This is a genomic window from Stenotrophomonas sp. YJH_SMC_16 (genome assembly GCF_059367875.1).
The window spans coordinates 411,844-436,839 of sequence record NZ_JCAFRH010000001.1 but is presented as its reverse complement, the minus strand read 5'-3'; the positions used below and the strand labels follow the sequence as shown (position 1 = coordinate 436,839).

The following is a 24,996-nucleotide window of genomic DNA, read 5'->3' as shown; positions in this document are numbered from 1 at the left end:
TTTTCGCTGCCGATAGAATCGGGATGCACCCGCAAAGGACCTCCGCCATGAAACGACTGATCCTGCTCACCGCCTGCACCCTGGCGCTGGCCGCCTGCAGCAACCCCGAGGAAGAACGCAAGGCGCAGGAAGCCGCCGCAGCCGCCGTGCAGGCGCAGAAGGAGGCCAAGGCCGAAGACGTGGCCAAGCAGTACGACATGGCCGTGGCCGCGCAGGACTGGGAGCGCGCGCGCCTGCATGGTGCCTCGCTGCTGGACCAGTACAAGGACACCGCGGCCGCCGAGCGCATCGCCGCAGGTTTCGACGCGGTCAAGGCCAAGGGCGATGCCGCGCGCGACCTGCGCCGCATGCAGGCGCTGTGGCAGTACAACCAGATCCCGGTGGGCAACAAGGGCAACCAGGTTTCGGCGCAGATCTACAGCAAGGAACGGGTGGACGTGGATGGCAGCGGCGCCAAGCCGGTGCAGCTGGTGTTCCGCGATCATCCGGAGTGGAAGCGGCATGCGTATCTGGTACTGCAGGCCGGCGATTTCCGTTGCCCGCAGTGCACGGTGAAAGTAACCGTGGACGACGGCAAGCCGATTTCCATGGCGGCGTGGCGTCCGAAGACCGATGAAGCCATTGCCCTGTTCATCACCGACCAGAAGGCGCTGTGGAAGCTGGCGCGCAAGGGCAAGTCGATCAGCATCGAGTTCCCGGTCAAGGCCGGTGGCACCCGCACCGCTGTGTTCGAAACCGGTGGCGTCGACGCCAGCCGCATGCCGCAGTGGTGGCAGTGATGGTTGCGGCGGGCAGCGCAGTGCACGCGTTGTCCGCGATCCGGCACTGGGTGTTCGACATGGATGGCACGCTGACCGTCGCCGTGCATGATTTCGCCGCGATCCGCCGCGCGCTGGAGATCGCGGCCGAGGAAGACATCCTTGACCATATTGCGGCGTTGCCGGACGCACCGGCGCAGGCCAAGCGCGAGTGGCTGCTGGATCATGAGCGCGCGCTGGCCGAGGACGCACTGCCGGCACCGGGTGCGCTGAAGCTGCTGCGCGCGTTGTCGGCGGCAGGCTGCCGGCTCGGCATCCTGACCCGCAATGATCATGCGCTGGCGAAGCTGACGTTGGACGCGATCGGGGTCGGGGCGTTGTTCGACGATGCCGACATCATCGGCCGCGATGAAGCGGTGCCCAAACCCTCACCGGATGGCCTGCAGCAGCATCTGCGGCGTTGGGGGATCGGGGCTGCGGAGGCGGTGATGGTCGGTGACCACGCCTACGACCTGGAGTGCGGCCGTGCGGCCGGCGCCCATACCGTGCTGGTCAACCTGCCGGAAAACCCATGGCCGGGCCGTGCCGACTGGCATTTCGCTGATTGCCGCGCCTTGCTGGCTGCCTGGCAGGGCGCTTGCTGATGTAGAGCCGAGCCCACGCTCGGCTGCTCTCCTCCGGTCAGATCGCGCTGGCGCGCGCAAGCCGAGCATGGCTCGGCTCTACAGAGAGCAGGCCACGTGTCGGTCGGAGGTTCCGGTAGTGCCGGCCGCTGGCCGGCAGTGTCGACCAAGGTCGACACCCACCGATCAGATGTGCGGGCAGTTCGGTTACGCGCTCAGCGCGTAACCGAACTGCTGCTTGAACTGCTCGTTGAACTCATCGAAGGTGAAGCGCTGGTTCTGCGTGCCCGGGTGCTCGACCTTCAGCGCGCCCATCAGGTTGCCCATGCGGCCGATGGTCAGCCAGTCGTAGCCCTTCTGGATGCCGTAGATCAGGCCGGCGCGGAAGGCGTCGCCACAGCCGGTCGGGTCGACCACGCGGCGCTCATGCGCCGGCGGAATGTCGTAGCTCTTTTCCGGGGTGTGGATGACCGCGCCCTTCGGGCCGCGGGTGGTGATGTAGGCCTTGACCCGGCTGACGATCTCTTTCTCGTCCCAGCCAGTGCGTTCCTGCAGCAGGTTCGACTCGTAGTCGTTGACCACCACGTAGTCGGCCTGCTCGATGAACTCGCGCAGTTCCGGGCCGTTGAACAGCGGCATGGCCTGGCCCGGGTCGAAGATGAACGGGATGCCGTCTTCGTGGAATTCCTGCGCGTTCTGGATCATGCCTTCGCGGCCGTCCGGGCCGACCAGGCCCAGGGTCACGCCCGGTACGCCACGCACGTGGTTTTCGTAGGAACGCATCATCGCGCCCGGGTGGAAGGCGGTGATCTGGTTGTTGTCGTGATCGGTGGTGATGAACGCCTGCGGGGTGAACAGCTCATCGATCACGCGCACGCGCGACAGGTCGATGCCCAGGCCTTCGAAGTACTCACGGTACGGGCCAAAGTCCGAACCCACGGTGCCCATCGGGATCGGCTGGCCGCCCAGCAGGTGCAGGTTGTAGGCGATGTTGCCGGCGCAGCCGCCGAACTCGCGGCGCATGCGCGGGACCAGGAAGGACACGTTCAGGATGTGCACCTTGTCCGGCAGGATGTGATTCTTGAACTGGTCCGGGAACACCATGATGGTGTCGAAGGCAAGAGAACCACAGATCAGAGCGGACATCGATGTAAGCCTATGCGGTGAATTTTGGGGTGGGCCGGCCCGGTTCGGCGGGCAAGCAAACGGCGCCCTTGGGCGCCCGACGGCGCAAAGGTTACCCGCTGGTGCCGCTCAGGGCCAGAACCGGGTGAGACCCGATCAGGCCGAAAGCCTGTGAAGACGCGGGTTCAGCTAGTTTTTTCCTTGCTCGGCGGCAGGCGGGTTGCTAGGCTTGTCGGCCTCGATTTCTGCCCATTTTTTCGCCATCCCGCGGCGGGCACGACACCCCTCAGGACTCCTTCCTCAGATGTTCAAGAAACTCCGTGGCATGTTCTCCAACGACCTGTCCATCGACCTGGGCACGGCCAACACCCTCATCTACGTGCGCGGGCAGGGGATCGTGCTGAACGAGCCATCGGTCGTGGCCGTGCGTCAGGACCGTGCCATCGGTGGCACCCGCTCGGTGGCAGCCGTAGGCGCCGAAGCCAAGCAGATGCTGGGCCGTACCCCGGGCCACATCACCACCATCCGCCCGATGAAGGACGGCGTCATCGCCGACTTCACCTATACCGAGGCGATGCTCAAGCACTTCATCAAGAAGGTGCACAAATCGCGCGTGCTGCGCCCGAGCCCGCGCGTGCTGGTCTGCGTGCCGGCCGGCTCGACCCAGGTCGAGCGCCGCGCGATCAAGGAATCGGCCGAGGAAGCCGGTGCCCGTGACGTGTTCCTGATCGAAGAACCGATGGCGGCCGCGATCGGCGCCGGCATGCCGGTCACTGAAGCGCGTGGCTCGATGGTCATCGACATCGGCGGCGGCACCACCGAAGTGGCGGTGATCTCGCTCAACGGCATCGTCTACTCGGCGTCGGTCCGCATCGGTGGCGACCGCTTCGACGAGTCGATCACCAACTACGTGCGCCGCAACCACGGCATGCTGATCGGTGAAGCCACCGCTGAGCGCATCAAGGTCGAGCTGGGCTGTGCCTACCCGCAGGCGGAAGTGATCGAGATGGAAATCTCCGGCCGCAACCTCGCCGAGGGCGTGCCGAAGATGATCAAGATCAGCTCCAACGAGGTGCTCGAGGCCCTGCACGAACCGCTGTCGGGCATCGTCAGCGCGGTGAAGCTGGCGCTGGAGCAGACCCCGCCGGAACTGTGCGCCGACGTCGCCGAGCGCGGCATCGTGCTGACCGGTGGCGGCGCCCTGCTGCGCGACCTGGACCGCCTGATCTCCGAGGAAACCGGCCTGCACGTGCAGGTGGCCGACGATCCGCTGACCTGCGTGGCCCGCGGCGGCGGTCGTGCGCTGGAGCTGGTGGACATGCACGGCAACGAGTTCTTTGCGCCGGAATAAGCCGTCCCGGCCGTTCCTGCCCGCCGCGCCCTTCCGGGGTGCGGCCCGCCGTGATGGCGGGCCGGCACCGGCGGGGCGCCCGCGTGTTTCCCTTCCGCCTTCTGCCAGTTGAATCGTTGCCGTGCCGCCCTACGCCGGTCCTCCCGTCGCCTCCCGATCCGGTGATGCCGCCAGCCCCCTGCGGTTGCTGGCCTATCTCGCGTTGGCCATCACGCTGATCGTGCTCGATGACCAGGCCGGCTGGCTGGCGCGCCTGCGCGAGCAGGCCAACAGCCTGGTGCAGCCGGTCTGGGCACTGGCCGGCCTGCCCGGCAAGCTCGGCAACCAGGTCAAGGATTCTGCCGCCAGCCACAGCCAGCTGGTCGCCGAGAACCGCGAACTGCGCAACCAGCTGCTGCTGGCCAACGCGCGCCTGACCCGCCTGCAGACCGCCGCACTGGACAATGCCCAGCTGCGCGAACTGCTGAACGTGGCCGAGCGCAGTGGCCTGGACGTGCAGCTGGCGCCGATCCTGGACATCGACCTGGACCCGGTCAAACAGCGCCTGGTACTCGATGCCGGCAGCCGCGAGGGCGTGCATGTCGGCCAGGCGGTGATCGACGCCGGCGGCCTGATGGGCCAGGTGATCAGCGTCACCGGCGGCACCTCTACCGTGCTGCTGCTGACCGACCCTGACCATGCCGTGCCGGTGACCGTGGCCCGCAACGGCGTTCGCCTGATCGTCTATGGCCGCGGCGACACGCTGGAACTGCGCGATATTCCGCTCAGCGCCGGGGTGGAAGTGGGCGATGAGATCGTCACCTCCGGTCTTGGCGGTCGTTTCCCGGCCGGCTTCCCGGTCGGCACCATCACCGGCCTGCGACCGGACGACACCCATGCGTTCCTGGTCGGCGAACTGAAGCCGGCGGCGCAGCTCGACCGCGGCCGCGACGTGCTGCTGCTGCGCCCGGGCGCGGCGATCCGCATTCCGCCGGAGCTGCGCCTGCAGCTGGAAGAAACCGCCCCGGGTGGCCCGGCCACCGGCGCCACCGTGCCCGTGGGAACCGCGCCAGCGGCAACGACGCCAGCTCCGGTCAGCGCCCCGGTAGTGCCGGCCGCTGGCCGGCAACAGCCCTCGTCGCAAACGAGGTCTGTTGCCCCCGCATCCTCCCCTGATCCTGCTGCTCCGGTAGTGCCGGCCGCTGGCCGGCAACCGACCACGCCGGAGGCCCAGCGATGAGCCGCCTGCGCGACAATCGGTGGGTGCTGCCGGCCAGCCTGGTGGTGGCGTTGCTGCTGGGCCTGCTGCCGCTGCCGGCGCTGCTGCAGCCGCTGCGCCCGTACTGGCTGGCGCTGGTGCTGGCGTACTGGGTGATCGAAGCGCCTGAGCGCGTCGGCCTGGGCGTCGCTTTCGCCAGTGGCGTCATCGCCGACCTGCTGTACGGCGGGGTGCTGGGCGAACAGGCACTGCGCCTGGTGATGCTGGCTTTCATCCTGCAGCGCTTCCGCGCCCGCATCCGCTTCTTCCCGATGTCGCAGCAGATGCTGGCCATAGGCGGCCTGCTGTTCAACGATCGCATCGTCAGCGCCCTGGTGCACATCCTGGTGGGTGAACCCACCCTGCCGTGGTCGTACTGGTGGGCGCCGCTGCTGGGCATGGGCCTGTGGCCGCTGGTGTTCGTGCTGCTGGATGCGGTGCGCTTCGGCAAGCGCGGGCGCTGAGCCATGATCCCGCGCCGCCAGGTCAAGAATCCGCACGCCGAAGCCGAACAGTTCCGCCGCCGCGCGGCGCTGGGTTTCCTGGGCGTGCTGGTCTGCCTGCTGGGACTGGGCGGCTGGTACTTCAAGCTGCAGGTGCTGGACCACGACGTCTACGCCACGCGCTCGGAAGCCAACCGCATCAAGCCGCGGCCGGTAGTGCCCGGGCGCGGCATGATCTACGACCGCAACGGTCGCCTGCTGGCCGAGAACGTGCCGGCGTTCCGCCTGGACGTGACCCCGGACAAGGTCAAGGACATGGACGCCACCCTGGAAGGGCTAGCGAAGATCATCAGCATCAGCCCGGAAGAGCTGGAAGCGTTCAACAAGTCGCGCAAGGCGCGCCGCAAGTTCCTGCCGGTCACGCTGAAGCTGCGCATGAGCGACGAGGAGATGGCGCGCTTCGCCGTCGACCGCTGGCGCTTCCCCGGCGTCGAGCTGGAGCCCTACCTGACCCGGCGCTACCCGTATGGCGACCTGTTCGCGCACATCATCGGCTACGTCGGCCGTGTCGACGACAAGGATCTGGAGATCCTCGGCGAAGGCAATGCCGCGCTGACCCACATCGGCAAGTCCGGCCTGGAGCGCTATTACGAGCAGCAGCTGCGCGGCAAGGTCGGCTACGAGCAGGTCGAGACCAACGTGCAGGGCCGTGCCATCCGCACCATCGGCCGCGTTGCCGCGCAGTCCGGCGCCGACCTGCGGCTGTCGATCGACGCCGACCTGCAGCGCGCCATGGTGGCCGCGTTCGGCGACCAGGAAGGCTCGGCCGTGGCGATGGACCCGCGTACCGGCGAAGTGCTGGCGATGGTCAGCCTGCCGTCGTACGACCCCAACCTGTTCGTCAACGGTATCTCGCATGCCGATTTCAAGGCGCTGAACGACAACCCGTCGCGGCCGCAGTTCAACCGCCTGGTACTCGGTGGCGTCGCGCCCGGTTCCACGCTCAAGCCGCTGATCGGCCTGGCCGGCCTGGATTCGGGTGTACGCCGCCCGGAAGACAAGGTGCTGTCCACCGGCATGTTTTACCTGCCCGGCACCTCGCGTGGCTGGGGTGACTCGCACCGCGGTGGGCATGGCTGGACCGACCTGCGCAAATCCATCGCGCAGTCGGTCAACACCTATTACTACAAGCTGGCGCTGGACCTGGGCATCGAGCGCTTCGACCACTACATGGAGTACTACGGCTTCGGCCAGCCGACCGGTATCGACCTGACCGGCGAGATCGGCGGCATCCTGCCGTCGCCGGCCTACAAGCGGAAGAGCCGCAAGGAGGCCTGGTATCCGGGCGATACAGTCAACATCAGCATCGGCCAGGGTGACTGGAAGGTCACCCCGCTGCAGCTGGCGCGGGGTGTCAGTGGGCTGGCCAACGGGCAGCTGCGCACGCCCCATCTGGTGATCCAGCAGCGTGCGGGGTTCGACCATGACTGGATGGCGACCGACCCGGGCGAAAGCAAACCGGTCAGCCCGAACCCGAACAATCTGCAGGCGGTGCGCGAAGGCATGATGGCCACCATGCTGCCTGGCGGCAGCGCAGCCCGCATGGCCGCCGGCGCGCCGTATACGATGGCCGGCAAGACCGGTACCGCGCAGGTCGTCAGCCGCAAGGGCACGGCCGCGGTGAATCCGAAGAGCCTGCCGATGCACCTGCGCCACCGCGCGCTGTTCGTCGGTTTCGCGCCGGTCGACCAGCCGGTGATCGCGCTGGCGATCGCGGTGGAGGGCGGCGGCTACGGCGGTGCGGCGGCTGCGCCGATCGCACGCAAGGTGTTCGACGCCTATCTGCTGGGCAAGATGCCTGAAGGCATGCAGCCGCTGGACAGCGAGCGCGGCACCACCGCCATCGGTGCCACCGCGTTCGACAACGAAGATGTGGGCGCGCGCCAGGCCGGTGACCTTGCTGCGGCACAGCTGGGCGAGCACCCGGTGCTGGTCGGCGTGCCCGCGCCGGAACCGGCACCCGCACCGCCGCAGCCGGGGGCGCCGGCTGCGGCCGCGCTGCCGGCCACGCCACGCCCGACCACCGTGGAGCCCGCACGATGAGAGTGTTTCTGCGTTGGGCCGGCGACATGCTGCGTCGCTTCTTCAGCACGCTGGACTGGGTGTTGTGCCTGGCCCTGGGCGCGCTGATGGTGATCGGTCTGGCCACGCTGAAGAGTGCCGGTGGCGACGGCCTGGTGATGGCACAGGGCGCGCGCTTCGCAGTGGGCATGGCCGCGTTGTGGGGCATCTCGCGGGTACCGATCCTGCGGATCCGCTCGGCCACGCCGATGATCTACGCAATCTCGATGATCCCGCTGCTGGCGGTGTTTGTGCTGGGTACCGGCAAATACGGCCGGCAGTGGCTGGATCTGAAATTCTTCTACCTGCAGCCGGCCGAGCTGCTGAAGGTCAGCCTGCCGATGATGGTGGCCTGGTACCTGCACAAGATGCCGTTGCCACCGCGCTTCAACACCGTGCTCGTGGCCCTGGTCATCATCGGCGTACCAACCGGCCTGGTGATGCTGCAGCCGGACTTCGGCACCGGTGTGCTGATCGCCGCCAGCGGCGTGTTCGTGCTGCTGCTGGCAGGCCTGCCGTGGTGGTGGGTCGGCCTGGGTGTGGGCGGCGTGGCCGCGGTTGCGCCGGTGGCCTGGTTCTGGCTGCTGCGGCCGTACCAGAAGGACCGCATCATGATGTTCCTGGACCCGGAGATGGATGCGCTGGGGGCCGGCTGGAACATCATCCAGTCGAAGATCGCGATCGGTTCCGGCGGCTTCGATGGCAAGGGCTGGGGCGAAGGCTCGCAGTCGCACTTGAACTTCATTCCCGAGCAGACCACCGACTTCGCGTTCTCGGTGCTGAGTGAGGAATTCGGCTGGATCGGCGTGGCCACCGTGCTGGCGCTGTACCTTGTGGTGATCGGGCGTTGCCTGTGGATTGCCAGCCAGTCGCGCGATTCGTACTCGCGCCTGCTGGCCGGCGCTACCGGCCTGGCGTTCTTCGTCTATGTACTGGTGAACGGCGGGATGATTTCCGGCCTGCTGCCGGTGGTGGGCGTGCCGATGCCGCTGATCAGCTACGGCGGTACCTCGGCGGTGTCACTGCTGGCCGGCTTCGGGTTGGTGATGGCCGTGCGCAGTCACAACCCGGTGCACGGCGGCTACGGGTAACACCGGCTGCGCAGGACCACCATGACAGCTTCACGCAAGCGCCCGTTGCTACCGTGGCGCGCGTGGAATGGAAACGACTGCTTGGCGGCTGCCGTGAGGCGGTGCGCACGATCGACCTGCCGTTGCTGGTCGCGTTGTTGATCCTGATGGGCGCGGGCCTGGCGGTGCTGCACAGCGTGTCCGGGCCAGTGACCGGGCAGGCGGCGCGCTTTGCCGGTGGCCTGGTGGCGATGTGGCTGCTGTCGCGTGTTTCGCTGCTGCGCCTGCGCGCGTGGACACCGGCGTTGTATGCGCTGTCGATGCTGCCGCTGATGGCGGTGTATGTGATCGGCACCGGCAAGTACGGGCAGCGCTGGCTCAACCTGGGCGTCTTCTACCTGCAGCCGTCGGAGCTGCTCAAGCTCAGCCTGCCGTTGATGATGGCCTGGTACCTGCACCGGCAGCCGTTGCCGCCCTCGCCACGCACGGTGCTGACGGCCGCAGTGTTGATCGGCGTTCCTGCCGTGCTGATCCTGATGCAGCCGAACCTCGGCACCGCCACCTTGGTCACTGCCAGCGGGGTGTTCGCGTTGTTGCTGGCCGGCCTGCACTGGGGCTGGGTGGCAACGGGCGCGGCGGGGCTGGCGGTGGCCGCACCGCTGGCGTGGTTCGGGCTGTTGCGGCAGTACCAGAAGGATCGCGTACTGACCTTCCTCGACCCGGCGGCAGATCCGCTCGGCACCGGCTGGAACATCCTGCAGTCACGCATCGCGATCGGTTCCGGTGGCTGGCAGGGGCGTGGCTGGGGGCAGGGCACGCAGGCCACGCTGGATTTCCTGCCCGAGTACACCACCGACTTCGCGTTCTCGGTGCTGGCCGAGGAATTCGGCTGGATCGGTGTGGCGACGCTGTTCGCGCTGTACCTGTTCGTGGTCGGACGCTGCCTGTGGATCGCAGTGCACGCACGCGACACGCATGCACGGTTGCTGGCCGGCAGCCTGGGGTTGGCGTTCTTCGTCTATGTACTGGTCAATGGTGGAATGATTTCCGGCCTGCTGCCGGTGGTGGGCATCCCGATGCCGTTGATCAGCTATGGCGGGACATCGGCGGTCTCGTTGCTGGCCGGCATCGGACTGGTGATGGCGGTGCGTGGGCACCGGCCCGTGCACGGGGGATAGGGTTTCCAGCCAACGGCGTAGCCCCTCGTGGGTGGGCGCGTAAAGCACTTCATGGGTGGGGCCGGGTAGATGGGCTGCGCAGGGGACGCTGCAAGTACGTCCATGTAAGCTCGGTCGCCGCATCCATGCGGCTCACGCCCCTGCGCAGCCCATCTACCCGGCCACGGACAGGTTCCGTGCGCGTCTCCCACGGAGAAGAAAAAGAAGATCAAAAGCAAAGGCGGCCTGGCGGGTCGCTTCATTGCCTTGTGTAGAGCCGATCCATGCTCGGCTCACGAGCAAGCGCAGCGTCGCGATCCGCTTTTGATCTTCTTTTTCTTCTCCGTGGGTGGCAGACCTCCGAAATCTGTCAGAGGCCGGTCGGGTTGGGTACGCGGGGGTGTCAGCCGCATGGATGCGGCTGCCAAGCCTCCAGGGACGGATTCACGGCGTCCCCCGCGTACCCAACCCGACCGGCCCACCCGCGGCTTCTCCTTTCCGCGACCACCCAGACACCACCCACGAGGGGCTGCGCCGTTGGCTGGAAACTTCCTGACTCTGCGCAACGCCCGTTGTGGAAGCGTTCTCACAACGATGCACGGCAGCACACCCGCTGACCAAAGTCCGGAAAAAACGTTAGCTGGTTCACACTTTTACAGCGCGTTGATCCTGATCAATGGACTTGTCGTAATCGGCCTGCACAATGGCGGCCCGTTCGGCACGGCGCGCCGTCAATCGTTGCAGCGCGAGGGGGCGTCGGGCGGGAGCAGTACTGATCCAACGGATACAGGGAGCGCGGGGTACTGCCACTGGGGAGCGGCAGCCGCGCGGGTATCGACCGGATCCGGTTGCCGGTTGCGTCTGCGGGGATGGGGACGCAACCGGCCACCTCTATCTGAATGGGGAGGCGCGATCACGACGCCTTCACATTTCCCGCTGAACGCGGGCAAATCGTTGTGATTCATGGTGTTAGGGGTTTTAATTCATCCATGACCTGCTAACCTGCGACGATGATTCGACGCACTCTGGCCTGCATGCTCACCCTCGGCCTGGTCGCCTGCGCGACCCAGCCGAAGTCCCCACCGTCTTCGCCCCAGGCCAGCAGCACGCCGCGCCAACCCGCCGCCAAGGCCCATGGCCCGGCCGAGGCCGCGCCCGAAGCCGCCGCTGCCACCGCGCCGCCGGTCGATCTCACCCCGGTGCCGTTCGAGGTCGCACGGGCCCGCTTCATTGCCGATACCGCCAAGCGCTATGGCCTGAAGCCGGAGCAGATCAGCAGCGTGCTCGACCAGGCGCAGGTGCGCCAGCCGATCATCGCCGCGATGTCGCGCCCGGCCGAACGGGTCAAGCCGTGGAACGAATACCGGCCGATGTTCATCAGCAAGGCCCGCATCGATGGCGGCCGCGCGTTCCTGGCCCAGCATCGCGCCGAGCTGGATCGCGTGCAGCAGCGCACCGGTGTGCCGGCCGAAGTGATCGTGGCGATCATCGGCGTGGAAACCAGCTACGGCAAGAATGCCGGCAGCCATCGCGTGCTCGATGCGCTGTACACGCTGGCCTTCTATTACCCGCGCAGCGGCGACCCGGCCAAGCTGGAACGCGAAGTACGCCGCGAGCTGTTCTTCCGCGATGAGCTGGCCAAGCTGTTCGAGCTGGGCCGCGAAGAAAACCTGGACATCACCACGCTCAAGGGCAGTTATGCCGGTGCGATGGGCATGGGCCAGTTCATGCCGTCCAGCTATCTGGATTACGCAGTGGACGGCAACGGCGACGGCCGTCGCGACCTGTTCACCAGCTACGACGACGTGTTCTCGTCCATCGCCAACTACTTCGTGAAGAAGGGCGGCTGGGTGCGGGGTGGCCAGGTGGCCGTGCCGGCCACGCTGGCACCGGGCCGCGAGGAGTTCAATCCGACCGAATGGATGCCGACCTGGTCGATGGCCGACCTGGCGCAGCGCGGCTACCAGCCGAGCGCGCCGGTACAGCCGGGCGCCACCGCCACCCCGATCACGCTTGAAGGCAGCACCGGCAAGCAGTACTGGCTGGGCTTCCAGAACTACTACGCGATCACCCGCTACAACCTCTCGAAGATGTACGCGATGGCCGTGTTCCAGTTGTCCCAGGCCATTGCCGGACAGGAGCTGCCCCCGGCATGAACATCAGATGGCTGGTCCCAGGCTTGATCGTCCTCGCGCTGGCTGCCTGCAGCAGCGCGCCGAAGAAGCCGGCCACGGCCGGCCATGGTGGCAAGTCCGGCGGCACCCTGGTGCAGGGGCGTGGCTCGCGCCCGGCACACTGCCCGGAAGGGTCGCCGTACGTGGCGGCCAAGGAAGACCTGAGCACCCGCGGCAACTACACCGCCGGTGGCCTGTACAAGCCGGGCGTGCGCGACAGCACGCCGGATTACATTCCCAACGTGGCCTGCATTCCCGAGCCGGAAGTGACCGCCGAGGAGCGCTCGGCGATCGGCAACAAGTCGCCGTACGTGGTGCTGGGCAAGTCGTACAAAGTGCTTGATGACACCCGCAACTATGTCGAGCGCGGCACCGCGTCGTACTACGGCGCCAAGTTCCACGGCCGCCTGACCTCGAACCGTGAGGTCTACGACATGTACCAGTTCACCGCCGCGCACAAGACGCTGCCGCTGCCCAGCTTCGCCCGCGTGACCAACCTCGACAACGGCGAGTCGGTGATCGTGCGCGTCAACGATCGCGGCCCGTTCCATGATGGCCGCGTAGTCGATCTCAGCTACGCCGCCGCCGTGCGCCTGGGCATCACCCAGCGCGGTACCGGCAATGTCGAGGTGCGCGCGCTGCAGCCGGGCGAGGGCAACCTGCTGGCGCAAAAGCCCTCGCGCCGCGAACGTCGTGCTGCCGAAGCGGCCGCAACCACCACCGTGGCCAGCGCGCGCCCGACGCCGGCTGCACGCGCCACAGCCGACAGCGACATCGATCGCCTGGTCAAGCGCCTGCCGGGCGACAGCATGCCTGCGCGTGGCCAGCCGGCCACCACCCAGGGCGTGGCCAGCACCGTGCCGGATGTGGCGGTCAGCAGCCTGCCGCCGAGCGCGCCGCCGGTGCGCAGCACGGTGCCCGCTCCGGCTGTCGTGGCCAGCACCACTCCGCGCGCGGTGGCACCGGCACCGGTTCGCAGTGCATCGACCACGCCGGCCGCACCCAGCCTGTCGCAGCAGGTGGTGGGCGCGGTGATGGTGCAGGTCGCCAGCTTCTCCAGCCGCGACAATGCCAACCGCGCGATGGGCCAGCTCAACGCCGCCGGCATCGTCGGCGCGACCATCAGTGACATCGCTGCCGGTGGCCGCACCCTGTTCCGCCTGCGCGTTCCCGCCAGCGACCATGCCAGTGCTGCGGAACTTGCCGGCCGCATCGCCGGTCTGGGCCTGGGTTCGCCGCAGATCGTGAAGGATTGATCCGCCCGGGCCGGTGCTGCCGGCCCATGCTCCCCCGGCCTTACAATGGCCGTTACGTTCCACCCTCCATTCCCGGCCGTCCCCCTGGAGCCTGCTGTCCAATGAATTTCCGTTCCGCCGCCACCGCCCTGGCCGCCACCCTGGTGGTGGGCCTGGCTTCCGCCCAGACGCCGCTGCCGACCCCGGCCACGCCGACGCCTGCCGCCGCTGCCGCCCCGGCCACTGTTGCCACTCCGCCGGCGCCCGCGCCCAGCGTGTCCAAGGCCTGGGTGCTGATGGATTACGCCACCGGCCAGGTGCTGGCCGGTGAAAACATCCACGAACAGCTGGCTCCGGCCAGCATCACCAAGGTGATGACGTCCTACGTGATCGCCGCCGAGGTCAAGAACGGCAAGGTCCGTGCGGATGACCAGGTGATGATGAGCGAGCGCGCCTGGCGCGAAGGTGGCGCCGGTACCGATGGCAGCTACAGCGGCTTCCCGGTCAACCAGACCGCGCGCCTGGAAGACATGGAAAAAGGCATGGCGATCCAGTCCGGCAACGACGCCGCGATCGCCCTGGCCGAACACGTGGCTGGCAGCGAGGAAGCCTTTGCTTCGCTGATGAACAGCTATGCCGCCAAGATCGGCATGAAGAATTCGCACTTCGTGAACGCCCATGGCCTGACCGCTCCGGGCCACCATAGCAGCGCCTACGATCTGGCACTGCTGGGCCGCGCGATGGTGCGCGATTACCCGGAAACCTACGCGTACAACAAGATCAAGGAATTCCAGGTCGGCAACATCAAGCAGCCGAACCGCAACCTGCTGCTGTGGCGCGATGGCAGCGTGGACGGCATCAAGACCGGTCACACCTCGGAAGCCGGTTACTGCCTGATGAGCTCGGCCCAGCGTGGTGACCAGCGTCTGGTGGCCGTGGTGCTGGGCGGCCAGTCGGAAAAGCAGCGTGCCGATGACAGCCTGGCGCTGTTGAACTGGGGCTTCCGCTTCTTCGAGACCCACCGCCTGTACGAACCGGGCAAGGCCGTAGCCGAGCACAAGGTCTGGAAGGGCACCACCGACAAGGTGCAGCTGGGCGTGGCGCAGCCGATGCTGGTGAGCGTGCCGCGCGGCCGCTACAACGACCTGAAGCCGAGCATCGATGTGCCCAAGACCCTGGAAGCACCGTTCACCGCCGGCCAGCAGATCGGCACCGTGAAGGTGATGCTGGATGGCAAGCTGGTGGCTGAAGCGCCGCTGGTGGCGGTGGCTGCCGTTGAACAGGCCGGCTTCTTCAAGCGCCTGTGGGACAGCTTCTGGATGTGGTGGGAATCGGAATGATCCACGCCCCGGCGTGGTGAAGGAAAAGGCCGGCGAATGCCGGCCTTTTCGTTCTGTAGAGTCGAGCCATGCTCGACTGTCGTTGCCATCAACCGGTGTGCCGACCAACGGTCGGCACCTACCTACAGAGACCGGCTGATGGTGAAGCTGCCGAACACCGGTGCTTCGCGCTGGCCGTTGAACTCGCGCGTGCTGTGGTAACGCGCCGCAGCGAACTTCCAGCGTCCGTACATCACGGCCACGCCGTAGCCGCCGTAAGCCACCACATGGCGCTTGTCCACGCTGTGACTGTTGCGGAACGTGTTGCCGTCCAGCGTGATGTCGCGGATCACCCAGGCAGCGTCCGAGGTCGCGAACAGGTGCCAGGACCAGCCATTGGGACGGCCACCGCGGGTCGGCGCCGTGTTCTCGCCGGCCGGGCGCAACGGCGTGCTGCCGAAGTCGTCCGGCAGCTTCCAGCCGAAGCGCACTTCACCGCCGAGGTTGGCCTTGGTTTCCAGGTTGCCGATCGATCCACCGTAGTGGCTGATGGCGTCCCAACCCCAGCCGTCGGCATTGACGCTGGCATCGCCCGGCCAGCGACGCATGCGCTCGTGGGTCAGCATGAACAGCGGCTCGTTGTGCAGCTGGTTGTCCCATCCCTTGAATTTCTCGTCGCCCAGCACGTCGTGCACGGCGTTCTGCACCTGCTCGCCCTGTGCCCACGGGCCGACCACGCCCAGCGTCAGCTGGGTGGTCTGCAGGCGGTCGCCGCTGCGCGCATTGAAACCGAAGTTTGCGATCAGTACGCCAGCGTAAGGGCGGTCGTCCTCGATCAGGTCCCTGCGGCTGAAATCGGTCGGGGTGAAGATACCCTGGCCGATGCTGAAGATCATGTTCTGCTGTTCGAACTTGCCCGGGTGCAGCCCTTCCAGGTACTGGTTCACCCAGCGCGCCATGCGCGGCAGGCAGGGGTCGTCGGTGTAATCGACCAGATTGGGCGAGACCAGGGTCAACAGTGCACCGTTGGTGTAGCCCTGGTCCTGGTGGCGGCCGCCGAACAGGTCATTGTCGACGCGGAAATTGACCTGCGGCGGGTGGTCGCGCATTGCGTCCGGACCACATTGTTCGGCCGCCTGGGCGGCAAGGGGGAGGGCAGCAGCCAGCAGGCCTGACAGCCCGAGGGCTGCAAGGCGGCGTTGGGAAGGGGGGCTCATGTGAGAAGTTGTTTCTGTCTGTCGTTATATGCTGCGACACGGTACTCGCGCGAACGTGATGGAACGAGCGCGTTCGGATCACTTGTCTGTTCCGAAAACGACATTGTCTCGTGAAGACAATCCTGCCCTGTCCTGCGGTGCGCCACGGGGCCGGGGCCAATGCTGAACGGCCGTTCAGCTGCAACGCAGCGACTCACCGGTGCACTGTTTGACGTTGATGAATACTCTTGGGTTTGTTGCCCTGCGGCCCGATAATGGGGGGCATGGAAATCAAGTCCGACAACCCCGACCACGGCTTCCAGTTCCCCGGCCAGTTCGAGCTCAGTGCCATGGGCCCGGCCAACCGCGGCCTGGAACATGAGCTCCCCCGCCTGCTGCTGGCTGCCGGCATCGATGTCGTCAATGAACGCATCAGCTGGAAGCATTCCTCCAACGGCAAGTACGTGTCCGTCCGCATCGTGTTCAAGGCCGAGAGCCGCGAACAGTACGACCTGGCGCACCAGGCGCTGCGCGACCACCCGGAAGTGAAGTGGACGCTGTAGCCGACAGCTGCCCGGCCGAAGCCGCCCCGGAAGACCGCGCGCCGCGTCCGGCGCTGGTCCGCGACCTCGGCCGCCAGGCGTACGAGCCGGTGTGGCGCGCCATGCAGCGCTTCACCGACCAGCGCAGCGAGGCCGACGCCGATGAGCTGTGGGTGGTCGAGCACGACCCGGTATTCACCCTGGGCCAGGCCGGCAAGGACGAGCACGTGCTGGCGCCGGGCGAGATCCCGGTGCTGCACGTGGACCGCGGTGGCCAGGTGACCTATCACGGCCCCGGCCAGCTGGTGGTCTATCCGCTGCTGCGCCTGCCACGGCTGGGCATCGGTGTGCGCGACTACGTATGCCGCATCGAGCAGGCCATCATCGATACCCTGGCCGAGTGGAACATCGGTGCCGAACGCCGCGAGGGCGCCCCGGGCGTCTACGTCGGTGGCGCCAAGATCGCCGCGCTCGGCATCCGCGTGCGCCGCGGCTGTACCTTCCATGGCCTGGCCTTCAACGTGGCCATGGACCTGGAACCTTTCCACCGTATCAACCCCTGTGGCTATCAGGGGTTGCAGGTGACCTCGGTAGTAGACTTGGGCGGGCCCTCCGGGATGGAGGCCGTCAAGCCGGTGCTGCTGGACCACCTGGCCCGCCAGTTCGGCCTGCTGCTGCAGCCCACGCCCGAACTGCCTGATCTTTCTGCGGCCGCCTGACCGCCCCCGGAACTGCCATGACTGAAACCACCGCCCGTTCCATTCCCCTGCAGATCGTGCAGGGCGACTCTCCGTCCGCCGCGCCGTTGCAGGCCGGGGTCAAGCAGCTGGGCGGTGACAAGATCAACCGCTCGCCGGTGCAGTTCGCCGACGCGCCGGTGCTGCGCAAGCCGTCCTGGATCCGCGTGCGCATTCCTTCGGGCAATGCCGTGCAGAACCTGAAGGCCAAGCTGCGCGAGAACCGCCTGGTGACGGTGTGCGAGGAAGCCAGCTGCCCGAACATCCACGAGTGCTTCGGCCACGGCACCGCCACCTTCATGATCCTTGGTGAAGTCTGCACGCGCCGCTGCTCGTTCTGCGACGTGGCCCACGGCCGCCCGAAGCCGCCGGATGCCAACGAGCCGGCCAGCCTCGGCCAGACCGTGGCCGACATGGGCCTGAAGTACGTGGTGGTGACCAGCGTCGACCGTGATGACCTGCGTGACGGCGGTGCCCAGCACTTCGTCGACTGCATCACCGCCATCCGCGAAAAGTCGCCGGGTACCCGCATCGAAGTGCTGACCCCGGACTTCCGCGGCAAGGGCCGCATGGAACGTGCGCTGGAGATCCTGGCGCAGAACCCGCCGGATGTGTTCAACCACAACATCGAGACCGTACCTGACCTGTACCGCAACGTGCGCCCGGGTGCGGACTACCAGTGGTCGCTGAACCTGCTGAAGAACTTCAAGGCGCAGCACCCGGACGTGCCGACCAAGAGCGGCATCATGCTGGGCCTGGGCGAAGACTTCGAACAGATCAAGGCCACCATGCGTGACCTGCGCGCGCACGACGTGGACATGATCACCATCGGCCAGTACCTGCAGCCGACCGCGCACCACCACCCGGTGCTGAAGTACTGGACGCCCGAGGACTACAAGGCGCTGGAAGTCTACGGCTACGAACTGGGCTTCAGCCACGTGGCCTCCGGCCCGATGGTGCGCTCGTCGTACCACGCCGATGTCCAGGCCAAGGGCGCAGGGGTTTCCTGACCGGTAGCGCCGGGCCATGCCCGGCGGTTCCCTCCCGCTGCGCTCGCCGGGCATGGCCCGGCGCTACCGGTGGGTGCGGACCGTTGGTCCGCACGCCTTGCCCTGCATTCACAATTTGCTACACCGGCCCCGCTAGGCTGGTTTTCCACCGAGCGCGGCCGGGTGACAAACCCGGCAACTTTCGGCACTGTCGTGGTGTCTGAACACCACGCAGTCTCCCCCTTGGCAAGGCGCCTTCGAGCACGTCAATGAAATTCAAAGCCCCCGCATTCCTGATGGCCCTGGCGCTGGTTGCGCCGCTGGCGCTGGCGGCCAAGGCCGACTCGCCGGCATTGCCCGCCGCGGCAACCGCCGATCAGGTGACCACCTCCAAGCTGGTGTACGGCCTGTTGTCCGACAGCCGTTATGCCTACCGCCCGCGCGCGCTGGACGAGGCCACCTCCAAGGACGTGTTCAAGCGCTACCTGGAGACGCTGGACGGCGGCAAGCAGTACTTCACCCAGGCCGACGTGGCGCGCTTCGCGCCGTTCGAAGCCAACATCTCCTCGGCCATCCGTGGCGGCGAGCTGGAGCCGGCGTTCCAGGTGTTCGCGGTCTACAAGCAGCGCGTCGGCGAACGTGTGGCCTATGCGCGCAAGCTGCTCAAGCAGGAGCCGGACTTCACCACCGACGAGCGCTTCGAATACGACCGCAAGAAGGTGCCGTGGGCGGCCAGCAGCGCCGAACTGGATGAGCTGTGGCGCAAGTCGGTGAAGAACGACTGGCTGCGCCTGAAGCTGGCCGGCAAGAAGCCGGACGACATCCGCAAGACGCTGGACAAACGCTACGCGACGCTGGAGAAGTCGGTCAATGAACTGAAGGGCGAAGACGTCTTCCAGTTCTTCATGAATTCGTACACCAGCGCGGTCGATCCGCACACCGATTACTTCACCCCGCGCACCGCCGAGAACTTCAACCAGGCGATGTCGCTGTCGCTGGAAGGCATCGGTGCGCAGCTGCAGCGCCAGGACGACGTGGTGGTGATCCGCGAGATCATCGCCGGTGGTCCGGCTGCGGTGGACGGCACGCTGAAGCCGGGTGACCGTATCGTCGGCGTCGGCCAGGGCAAGTCCGGCCTGGTCGAGGACGTGATCGGCTGGCGCATCGACGATGTCGTGGCCAAGATCCGTGGCGCCAAGGACACCCAGGTCAAGCTGGAATTCATTCCGGCCGCTGAAGGTGCCGACGGCAAGCACCACACCCTGGTGCTGACCCGCCAGAAGGTGCGCCTGGCCGAACAGGCTGCCAAGGGCGAGACCATGACCATTCCGGCCGCCAACGGGGAGCCGGCACGCAAGGTCGGCGTGATCAAGCTGCCGACCTTCTACCAGGACTTCGAAGGCCGTCGCCGCAATGCGGCCGATTACGCTTCGGCCACCCGCGACGTGGCCAAGCTGCTGGCCGGCTTCAAGAACGACAAGCTGGATGGCGTGGTGTTGGATCTGCGCAACAACGGCGGTGGTTCGCTGGACGAAGCCATTGAACTGACCGGCCTGTTCATCGAGCAGGGCCCGGTGGTGCAGGTGCGCGAGTCCGGTGGCCGCGTTACCGTCAACAGCGACCGCAACCAGGGCGTGGCATGGGATGGCCCGCTGGCGGTGCTGATCAACCGCGGTTCGGCCTCGGCTTCGGAGATCTTCGCCGGTGCCATCCAGGATTACGGCCGTGGCCTTGTGATCGGTGAGACCAGCTTCGGCAAGGGCACGGTGCAGAACATCGTCGACCTCGACCGTTGGCCGAGTGGTGAGACCCAGCGCTTCGGTCAGGTCAAGCTGACCATCGCCCAGTTCTTCCGCATCAGCGGCAGCAGCACCCAGCACAAGGGTGTGGTGCCGGACCTGGCCTTCCCGGCCAGCGTCGATGCCACCGAGTTCGGCGAGAGCACCTACGACAACGCGCTGCCGTGGACCCGCATCGCTGCCGTGCCGCACACCCAGTACGGCAACTTCGCGCCGCTGCTGCCGAAGCTGGAAACCCGCCATGACGCGCGCATTGCCGCCGACAAGGAATTCCAGTGGTGGAACGAGGACGTGCAGCAGTTCCGCACCGAGGCCGCGAAGAAGTACATCTCGCTCAACGAGGCCACCCGCCGCGCCGAGCGTGAGCGCCAGGACACCCAGCGCAAGGAGCGCCAGGCAATGCGCAAGGAACTGGGCCTGGCCCTGGACCCGCTGGCCGATGACAGCAACGACGACGGCCTGACGGGCAACGAGCGCGACATCGTCAAGGATGCCGCACGCGAGAAGGCTGCTGAGAAGCGTCCTGACCCGCTGCTGCGCGAGTCGGCTTCGATCCTGGCCGATGCGGTGAACCTGCTGGCCAGCGACCGCCCGCTGTCGGCGCAGGTGCTGCCGCAGTCCACCGGCGCCGGTCGCTGGGCGGACTGAGCCGGCGACGGCATGCGATACCGCAGGGGGGCCGGCATTGCCGGCCCCTTTTCGTTTGGGTGCCTCCGTCCCGGTAGCGCCGGGCCATGCCCGGCGAGCCACATGCCACAAATGACTTAATCCCCTCCGTCCCTTTTTTGTGCATGAACAGGCAGCAACGGGGTGGCGCGGTCATGCCGGTTTCGACCCGCCGCACACGGCCGCAGGACTACCCTTGGCGGTACCGTCCTCGCAGGAGTACCCATGCGGGCCTCCCGTCTTTCCAGTGCTGTTGTGGCGCTTGGCAGTGCCCTGATCCTGTCGGCCTGTGGTGGCCGCACCGCCGACAGTACCCTGCTGCGCGAATCCTTCGACTCCGGCGACACGTTCTCGCGTACCGTCGATGGCCGCCCGGGCGAAGCCTGTGAAGCCGCGCGACGCACCCTGCTCAGCCAGGGCTATGCCATCGCCCGTGCCGATGACGCACAGGTGGAAGGCAACAAGAACTTCCAGCCGCGCGAAGACGACCATGAGCAGCTGGTGCTGCGCATCTCCTGCGCGCCGCGTGGCAACCAGACGCTGGTGTTCGTCAGTGCGGTGCAGGACCGCTATGCGCTGAAGAAGAGCCCGACCTCAGCCAGTGTCGGTGTCGGTGCGCTGGGCTCGGTATCGCTGCCGTTCGGCAGCAACGACGATTCGTTGGTGAAAGTGGCGAGCAGCACGGTCACCGACGCCGATTTCTATCGCCGCTTCTTCCAGCGCCTGCAGCAGTACCTGCCGCCGGCTGCGGGCATGCCATCACCGTTGCCGCCGCCGCCCTCTGCAGTTCCTGAGCCCGCACCCGCCCGCACGGACCAGGGCTGAACGTGCACGGCGGGTTGATGGGCGCGGCCCTGCTGCTGGCGCCCGTGCTGGGCATGGCGGCCACAGCCGCCGACTGTACGCAGGGGCTGCTGCAGCGGCTGGGCTGGCGTTTCGATGAAGCCGCGCTCAGTACGCCGCAGGTCCACGGCGGCGCAGTGTGTACGCGCGCGTCGCTGGCCGAGTCGCAGGCTGCCGGCGACCTGCACGTGCGCTGGCCGGCAGACATGTCTGCTACAGCGCGCCAGGCGTTGCTGCAGCAGCTGCTGGACGATCCGGCCACGGTCTGCGCCTATGCGTTCCAGCTGGGTGCAGCCACGCAACGTGCCGCTACTGCATTGCAGGGCAATCCAGAATTCCGCTTTTCCGGCCCGCAGCTGGGCTGGATCGGCTTCGGCCTGCAGGGGCCGCGCGCGCATGGCTGGCAGCGCACGCGAAGTTTCGGCCGTGGTTTCGTGCCCACTGCGAGCAACAGCCAGGCGCTGCAGGCGTTCTACAGCGGCAATGTGCGCGCCGAATGCGGAGTCGGCCGCCAGGTCGCGCAGCTGTCCGCCCAGCGCGAGCTGTATGGCGATGCTGCATTCGACGCCGAATTTGCCGCAGAGGAGTTGTCGATCGGCACGTTCCTCGCCCTGCACGGTACCGACAGCATTCTGCTCGGCGCTCATTCCGGCGATTTCTTCGCCGATGGCAAGGCGGTGCGCACCTCGGCGATGGGGCAACAGGCGTTCGTGGGCGTGCCCGGTTTCATCGAACATGTGTACGACAAGGGCACGCTGGACGACCTGAGCAACCAGGCCGAGAACTTCGTGGTGGTTGACGTGGGCGCGGACGCTGCGCAGGCCCTGGCCACCCACGGCGGCCTGGCCTGGTACGACCAGCGCAATGTCGAACTATGGAAACTCGCGCAGGACATCCCGCGGATCGGCCAGCGCTACTTCGAGCGCCTGCTGTTCGAGCGCGACCCGGACCTTCGTGCACGGCTGGAACCGCGCTACCACGCCACGCTGGCACGCATGGACCAACTGCTGGACGATCCGTTCTACCAGCAGTTCGTGATCTATGTGCATCCACGCGGTATACGTCCCATCGGCTACCACATCGCCCGCCTGCTTGATCGCAACCCACGAACGCCGTTTTCGATCGACCTGGCGGTGCACAATCTGCATACCACGCTCTACCGGCGTTGGCGCGAGGCGCAGCTGCGCCACTGCGCGGCTACCGGCAGGCCAGGCAGCCTGACCCTAGACCCCAACTGAAGGTGAAACAATGGATATTGCAATGATCGGTCTCGGCCGCATGGGCGCCAACATGGCCCAGCGCCTGCATCGCGGCGGCCACCGCGTGGTCGGCTACGACCCGGGCGAAGGCGCCCGCCAGCGCGCCGCCGAGGCCGGCCTGGAGGTGGTTGATTCTCTGGCCGCGGCCGTAGCCGCACTGCCGGTGCCGCGCGTGGTGTGGCTGATGGTGCCGGCTGGCGAAACCGTCGACCAGACCCTGGGCCAGCTGACCCCGCACCTGGCCGAGGGTGACATCGTCATCGACGGCGGCAACTCCAACTACCAGGACTCGATCCGCCGCGCCAAGGCGCTGGCCGAGGACGATCTGGGCTACGTCGACTGCGGCACCAGCGGTGGCGTGTGGGGCCTGCAGGAGGGCTACAGCCTGATGGTCGGTGGCGAAGCGCCGGTGGTGGAGCAGATCGCACCGCTGCTGCGCACGTTGGCACCGGCTGAAGATCGCGGCTGGGCACGTGTCGGTCCGTCTGGCGCCGGCCACTTCACCAAGATGGTCCACAACGGCATCGAATACGGAATGATGCAGGCCTACGCCGAAGGCTTCGCGTTGATGGAGCGCAAGCAGGAGATGGAGCTGGACCTGGCCCAGGTGGCCGAGGTGTGGCGCCACGGCAGCGTGGTGCGCTCGTGGCTGCTGGACCTGAGCACCGAAGCCCTCAAGCGCAATCCGTCGCTGGATGGCATCGTGCCGTACGTGGAGGATTCTGGTGAAGGCCGCTGGACCGTGGCCGAAGCGATTGCACTGGATGTGCCGGCACCGGTGATCACCTTGTCGCTGCTGGAACGCCTTCGCTCGCGTGAATCCAATTCGTTCACCGACCGCCTGCTGTCGGCGATGCGCAATGAATTCGGCGGCCACGCCATCAAGAAGTCGTAAGCCTTGCTGGGGTCGGAGCCCTTTCCGCAGGAAAGGGCTCCGACCCCATGAGGCCACACGAGCGCATTCCGATCATTTCCACGCCATCCACGCATGGCGTGGATCTACTGTGCCGACCAACGGTCGGCACCCACCAACAGCCGCGGGAAACTGTCGAAGGCGGGGTGGGTCCGGTTGCGGGGGTGTCCGCGGCATGGATGCCGCGGCCAAGCCCCCAGGGAAGGGTTTACGGCGTCCCCCGCAACCGGACCCACCCCGCCATCCCACGGATAGCCGGCTTTTGCTGTTGCTGTTGAGGTTGCCGGCCAGCGGCCGGCACTACCGCTTCTGCGGGTGCAGGGCGCAGCCCTGCCGATCATCCCAACGCGATTCGCCGCCCTTCGCGCGCACTGTCCATGCCGGCCTGCAGCAGCCGCATCAGCTGCAACGCCTGCACCGGGCTGACCGTGGCTTCTCCGTCGCCATGCATCGCCGCCGCGAACTGTGCATACAGCCGCCGGTAGTCACCGGGCAGGTTGTCGACCGTCGTGCGCTGCACGTTGTGTTCGGCATCGCAGCGCACCAGCTCACCATGCCGCGGATCGATACCCCAGCCTGGCGCACCGGGTGCCACACCGCGGCGCAGCTGCGCCTCCTGCACGTCCAGGCCGTGCTTGATCCAGCTTGCCTTGCTGCCATGCACGCTGAAGTGCGGCGTCTGCGCCGCCACCAGCGAACCGGAATGGATGATCGCGCGATGCCGCGGGTAGTGCAGCACCGCGTGGAAGTAATCGATGCCGCTGCCACCTTCGCGCTGCACGGCCAGATCGGCATCGACCGCCTCGGGCCAGCCGAACAGCACCAACATCTGGTCCAGCAGGTGCGGGCCCAGGTCGTACCACAGGCCACTGCCGGGGCCATCCTGTTCGCGCCAGCGGTCGCGTACCTGTGGACGGTAGCGATCGAAGTGCGCATGGCATTCGGCAATGTTGCCGAGCGTCCCGTCCGCAAGCAGCGCCTGCAGCGTGAGGAAGTCGGCATCGAAGCGCCGGTTCTGGAACACGGTGGCGATGCGTCCGGCATCGCGTGCCGCAGCCAATACCGTTTCCGCTTGGGCCACGTCCAGCGCGAACGGCTTGTCGACCAGCACATGCTTGCCCGCAGCCAGTGCCGCGATTGCCAGCGGCGCATGCTGTTCATTCGGCGTGGCGATCACTACGGCATCCACGGCTGGATCGTCGAACACCTCCTGCGGCGTGGAACGCACGTGCACGTCGCTGAACGCGCGCAGCAGCGTGTCGCGCTGCGAGCTCACGATGCTGTGCAGCACCAGGCCCGGCGTGTGCTGGATCAGGGGCGCATGGAAGACGCGACCGGCAAGGCCGTAGCCGATCAGGGCCAGATGCAGGTCGGGGCGCATGGCAGAGCTCCGGCAGTGGGAAGGGCAGGGTAAACGACCCGCGACGGCAACCCCAAAC

21 protein-coding genes are annotated in these 24,996 nt (G+C 67.1%); 18 read left to right on the top strand and 3 right to left on the bottom strand.

What is annotated here, in order from left to right; all coding sequences use genetic code 11:
* Nucleotides 1-47: 47 nt before the first annotated feature.
* A complete protein-coding gene (locus AC5P6E_RS01880) occupies nucleotides 48-779 on the top strand; it encodes a hypothetical protein (RefSeq protein ID WP_109814554.1) in 732 nt (243 codons plus the stop codon).
* Nucleotides 779-1,402 carry an HAD family hydrolase gene (locus AC5P6E_RS01875; protein WP_010481411.1) on the top strand — a complete coding sequence of 208 codons (624 nt, stop codon included), beginning with the start codon at nucleotides 779-781 and terminating at the stop codon, nucleotides 1,400-1,402. Before AC5P6E_RS01880 ends, AC5P6E_RS01875 begins: the two co-directional genes overlap by 1 nt.
* A gap of 186 nt (nucleotides 1,403-1,588) precedes the next feature.
* Here the strand turns inward: AC5P6E_RS01875 and AC5P6E_RS01870 are convergent, their stop codons facing one another.
* The gene (locus tag AC5P6E_RS01870; RefSeq protein ID WP_010481412.1) at nucleotides 1,589-2,527 is read right to left on the bottom strand and encodes a carbohydrate kinase family protein; all 939 of its coding nucleotides are present in this window, start codon (nucleotides 2,525-2,527) and stop codon (nucleotides 1,589-1,591) included.
* Between the two features lie 283 nt (nucleotides 2,528-2,810).
* On the opposite strand from AC5P6E_RS01870, the gene AC5P6E_RS01865 reads away from it, so the two are divergent.
* From AC5P6E_RS01865 to AC5P6E_RS01825, 9 genes are all read left to right on the top strand, one after another.
* Entirely contained in the window at nucleotides 2,811-3,857 is a 1,047-nt protein-coding gene (locus AC5P6E_RS01865; RefSeq protein ID WP_005419402.1) for a rod shape-determining protein, read from the top strand.
* Nucleotides 3,858-3,978: 121 nt separating this feature from the next.
* Nucleotides 3,979-5,076, top strand: a complete 1,098-nt coding sequence (gene mreC, locus AC5P6E_RS01860; RefSeq protein WP_049481455.1) for a rod shape-determining protein MreC — start codon at nucleotides 3,979-3,981, stop codon at nucleotides 5,074-5,076.
* Complete coding sequence (gene mreD, locus AC5P6E_RS01855) at nucleotides 5,073-5,558, top strand: rod shape-determining protein MreD (RefSeq protein WP_191863197.1); 486 nt, start codon at nucleotides 5,073-5,075, stop codon at nucleotides 5,556-5,558. Before mreC ends, mreD begins: the two co-directional genes overlap by 4 nt.
* Before the next feature lie 3 nt (nucleotides 5,559-5,561).
* Nucleotides 5,562-7,640 (top strand): penicillin-binding protein 2, encoded by a 2,079-nt coding sequence (gene mrdA, locus AC5P6E_RS01850; RefSeq protein ID WP_010481416.1) that lies wholly within the window; start codon nucleotides 5,562-5,564, stop codon nucleotides 7,638-7,640.
* Nucleotides 7,637-8,749: a rod shape-determining protein RodA gene (rodA, locus tag AC5P6E_RS01845; protein WP_010481418.1), complete on the top strand. Its 1,113-nt coding sequence runs from the start codon at nucleotides 7,637-7,639 to the stop codon at nucleotides 8,747-8,749. The genes mrdA and rodA (AC5P6E_RS01845) overlap by 4 nt, the downstream gene beginning before the upstream one ends.
* 62 nt (nucleotides 8,750-8,811) lie before the next feature.
* Entirely contained in the window at nucleotides 8,812-9,906 is a 1,095-nt protein-coding gene (gene rodA, locus AC5P6E_RS01840; RefSeq protein ID WP_171954641.1) for a rod shape-determining protein RodA, read from the top strand.
* Between the two features lie 989 nt (nucleotides 9,907-10,895).
* Entirely contained in the window at nucleotides 10,896-12,041 is a 1,146-nt protein-coding gene (mltB, locus tag AC5P6E_RS01835) for a lytic murein transglycosylase B (RefSeq protein ID WP_043401630.1), read from the top strand.
* Nucleotides 12,038-13,315: a septal ring lytic transglycosylase RlpA family protein gene (locus AC5P6E_RS01830; protein WP_329835932.1), complete on the top strand. Its 1,278-nt coding sequence runs from the start codon at nucleotides 12,038-12,040 to the stop codon at nucleotides 13,313-13,315. Before mltB ends, AC5P6E_RS01830 begins: the two co-directional genes overlap by 4 nt.
* Nucleotides 13,316-13,416: 101 nt before the next feature.
* Complete coding sequence (locus AC5P6E_RS01825; protein ID WP_010480982.1) at nucleotides 13,417-14,634, top strand: D-alanyl-D-alanine carboxypeptidase family protein; 1,218 nt, start codon at nucleotides 13,417-13,419, stop codon at nucleotides 14,632-14,634.
* 122 nt (nucleotides 14,635-14,756) lie between these two features.
* Here the strand turns inward: AC5P6E_RS01825 and AC5P6E_RS01820 are convergent, their stop codons facing one another.
* Nucleotides 14,757-15,830 carry a lipid A deacylase LpxR family protein gene (locus tag AC5P6E_RS01820; protein WP_329835934.1) on the bottom strand — a complete coding sequence of 358 codons (1,074 nt, stop codon included), beginning with the start codon at nucleotides 15,828-15,830 and terminating at the stop codon, nucleotides 14,757-14,759.
* 263 nt (nucleotides 15,831-16,093) lie between these two features.
* Here AC5P6E_RS01820 and AC5P6E_RS01815 point away from each other — a divergent pair, with 263 nt between their 5' ends.
* From AC5P6E_RS01815 to gnd, 7 genes are all read left to right on the top strand, one after another.
* Nucleotides 16,094-16,372, top strand: coding sequence for a YbeD family protein (locus AC5P6E_RS01815; protein ID WP_005411067.1), 279 nt, complete (start codon nucleotides 16,094-16,096; stop codon nucleotides 16,370-16,372).
* Nucleotides 16,360-17,070 carry a lipoyl(octanoyl) transferase LipB gene (gene lipB, locus AC5P6E_RS01810; protein ID WP_032130311.1) on the top strand — a complete coding sequence of 237 codons (711 nt, stop codon included), beginning with the start codon at nucleotides 16,360-16,362 and terminating at the stop codon, nucleotides 17,068-17,070. Before AC5P6E_RS01815 ends, lipB begins: the two co-directional genes overlap by 13 nt.
* A gap of 17 nt (nucleotides 17,071-17,087) precedes the next feature.
* Nucleotides 17,088-18,098 (top strand): lipoyl synthase, encoded by a 1,011-nt coding sequence (lipA, locus tag AC5P6E_RS01805; RefSeq protein ID WP_057504306.1) that lies wholly within the window; start codon nucleotides 17,088-17,090, stop codon nucleotides 18,096-18,098.
* Between the two features lie 248 nt (nucleotides 18,099-18,346).
* Entirely contained in the window at nucleotides 18,347-20,524 is a 2,178-nt protein-coding gene (locus AC5P6E_RS01800; protein ID WP_010480977.1) for a carboxy terminal-processing peptidase, read from the top strand.
* A 243-nt stretch (nucleotides 20,525-20,767) separates the two neighbouring features.
* Complete coding sequence (locus tag AC5P6E_RS01795) at nucleotides 20,768-21,367, top strand: DUF2242 domain-containing protein (RefSeq protein WP_049452827.1); 600 nt, start codon at nucleotides 20,768-20,770, stop codon at nucleotides 21,365-21,367.
* Between the two features lie 17 nt (nucleotides 21,368-21,384).
* Nucleotides 21,385-22,623 carry a hypothetical protein gene (locus AC5P6E_RS01790; protein WP_495230633.1) on the top strand — a complete coding sequence of 413 codons (1,239 nt, stop codon included), beginning with the start codon at nucleotides 21,385-21,387 and terminating at the stop codon, nucleotides 22,621-22,623.
* 10 nt (nucleotides 22,624-22,633) lie between these two features.
* Nucleotides 22,634-23,539: a phosphogluconate dehydrogenase (NAD(+)-dependent, decarboxylating) gene (gnd, locus tag AC5P6E_RS01785; protein ID WP_010480971.1), complete on the top strand. Its 906-nt coding sequence runs from the start codon at nucleotides 22,634-22,636 to the stop codon at nucleotides 23,537-23,539.
* Between the two features lie 355 nt (nucleotides 23,540-23,894).
* On the opposite strand, the gene AC5P6E_RS01780 is transcribed toward gnd, so the two are convergent.
* Complete coding sequence (locus AC5P6E_RS01780) at nucleotides 23,895-24,938, bottom strand: oxidoreductase (protein WP_043401642.1); 1,044 nt, start codon at nucleotides 24,936-24,938, stop codon at nucleotides 23,895-23,897.
* Nucleotides 24,939-24,996 lie beyond the last annotated feature (58 nt).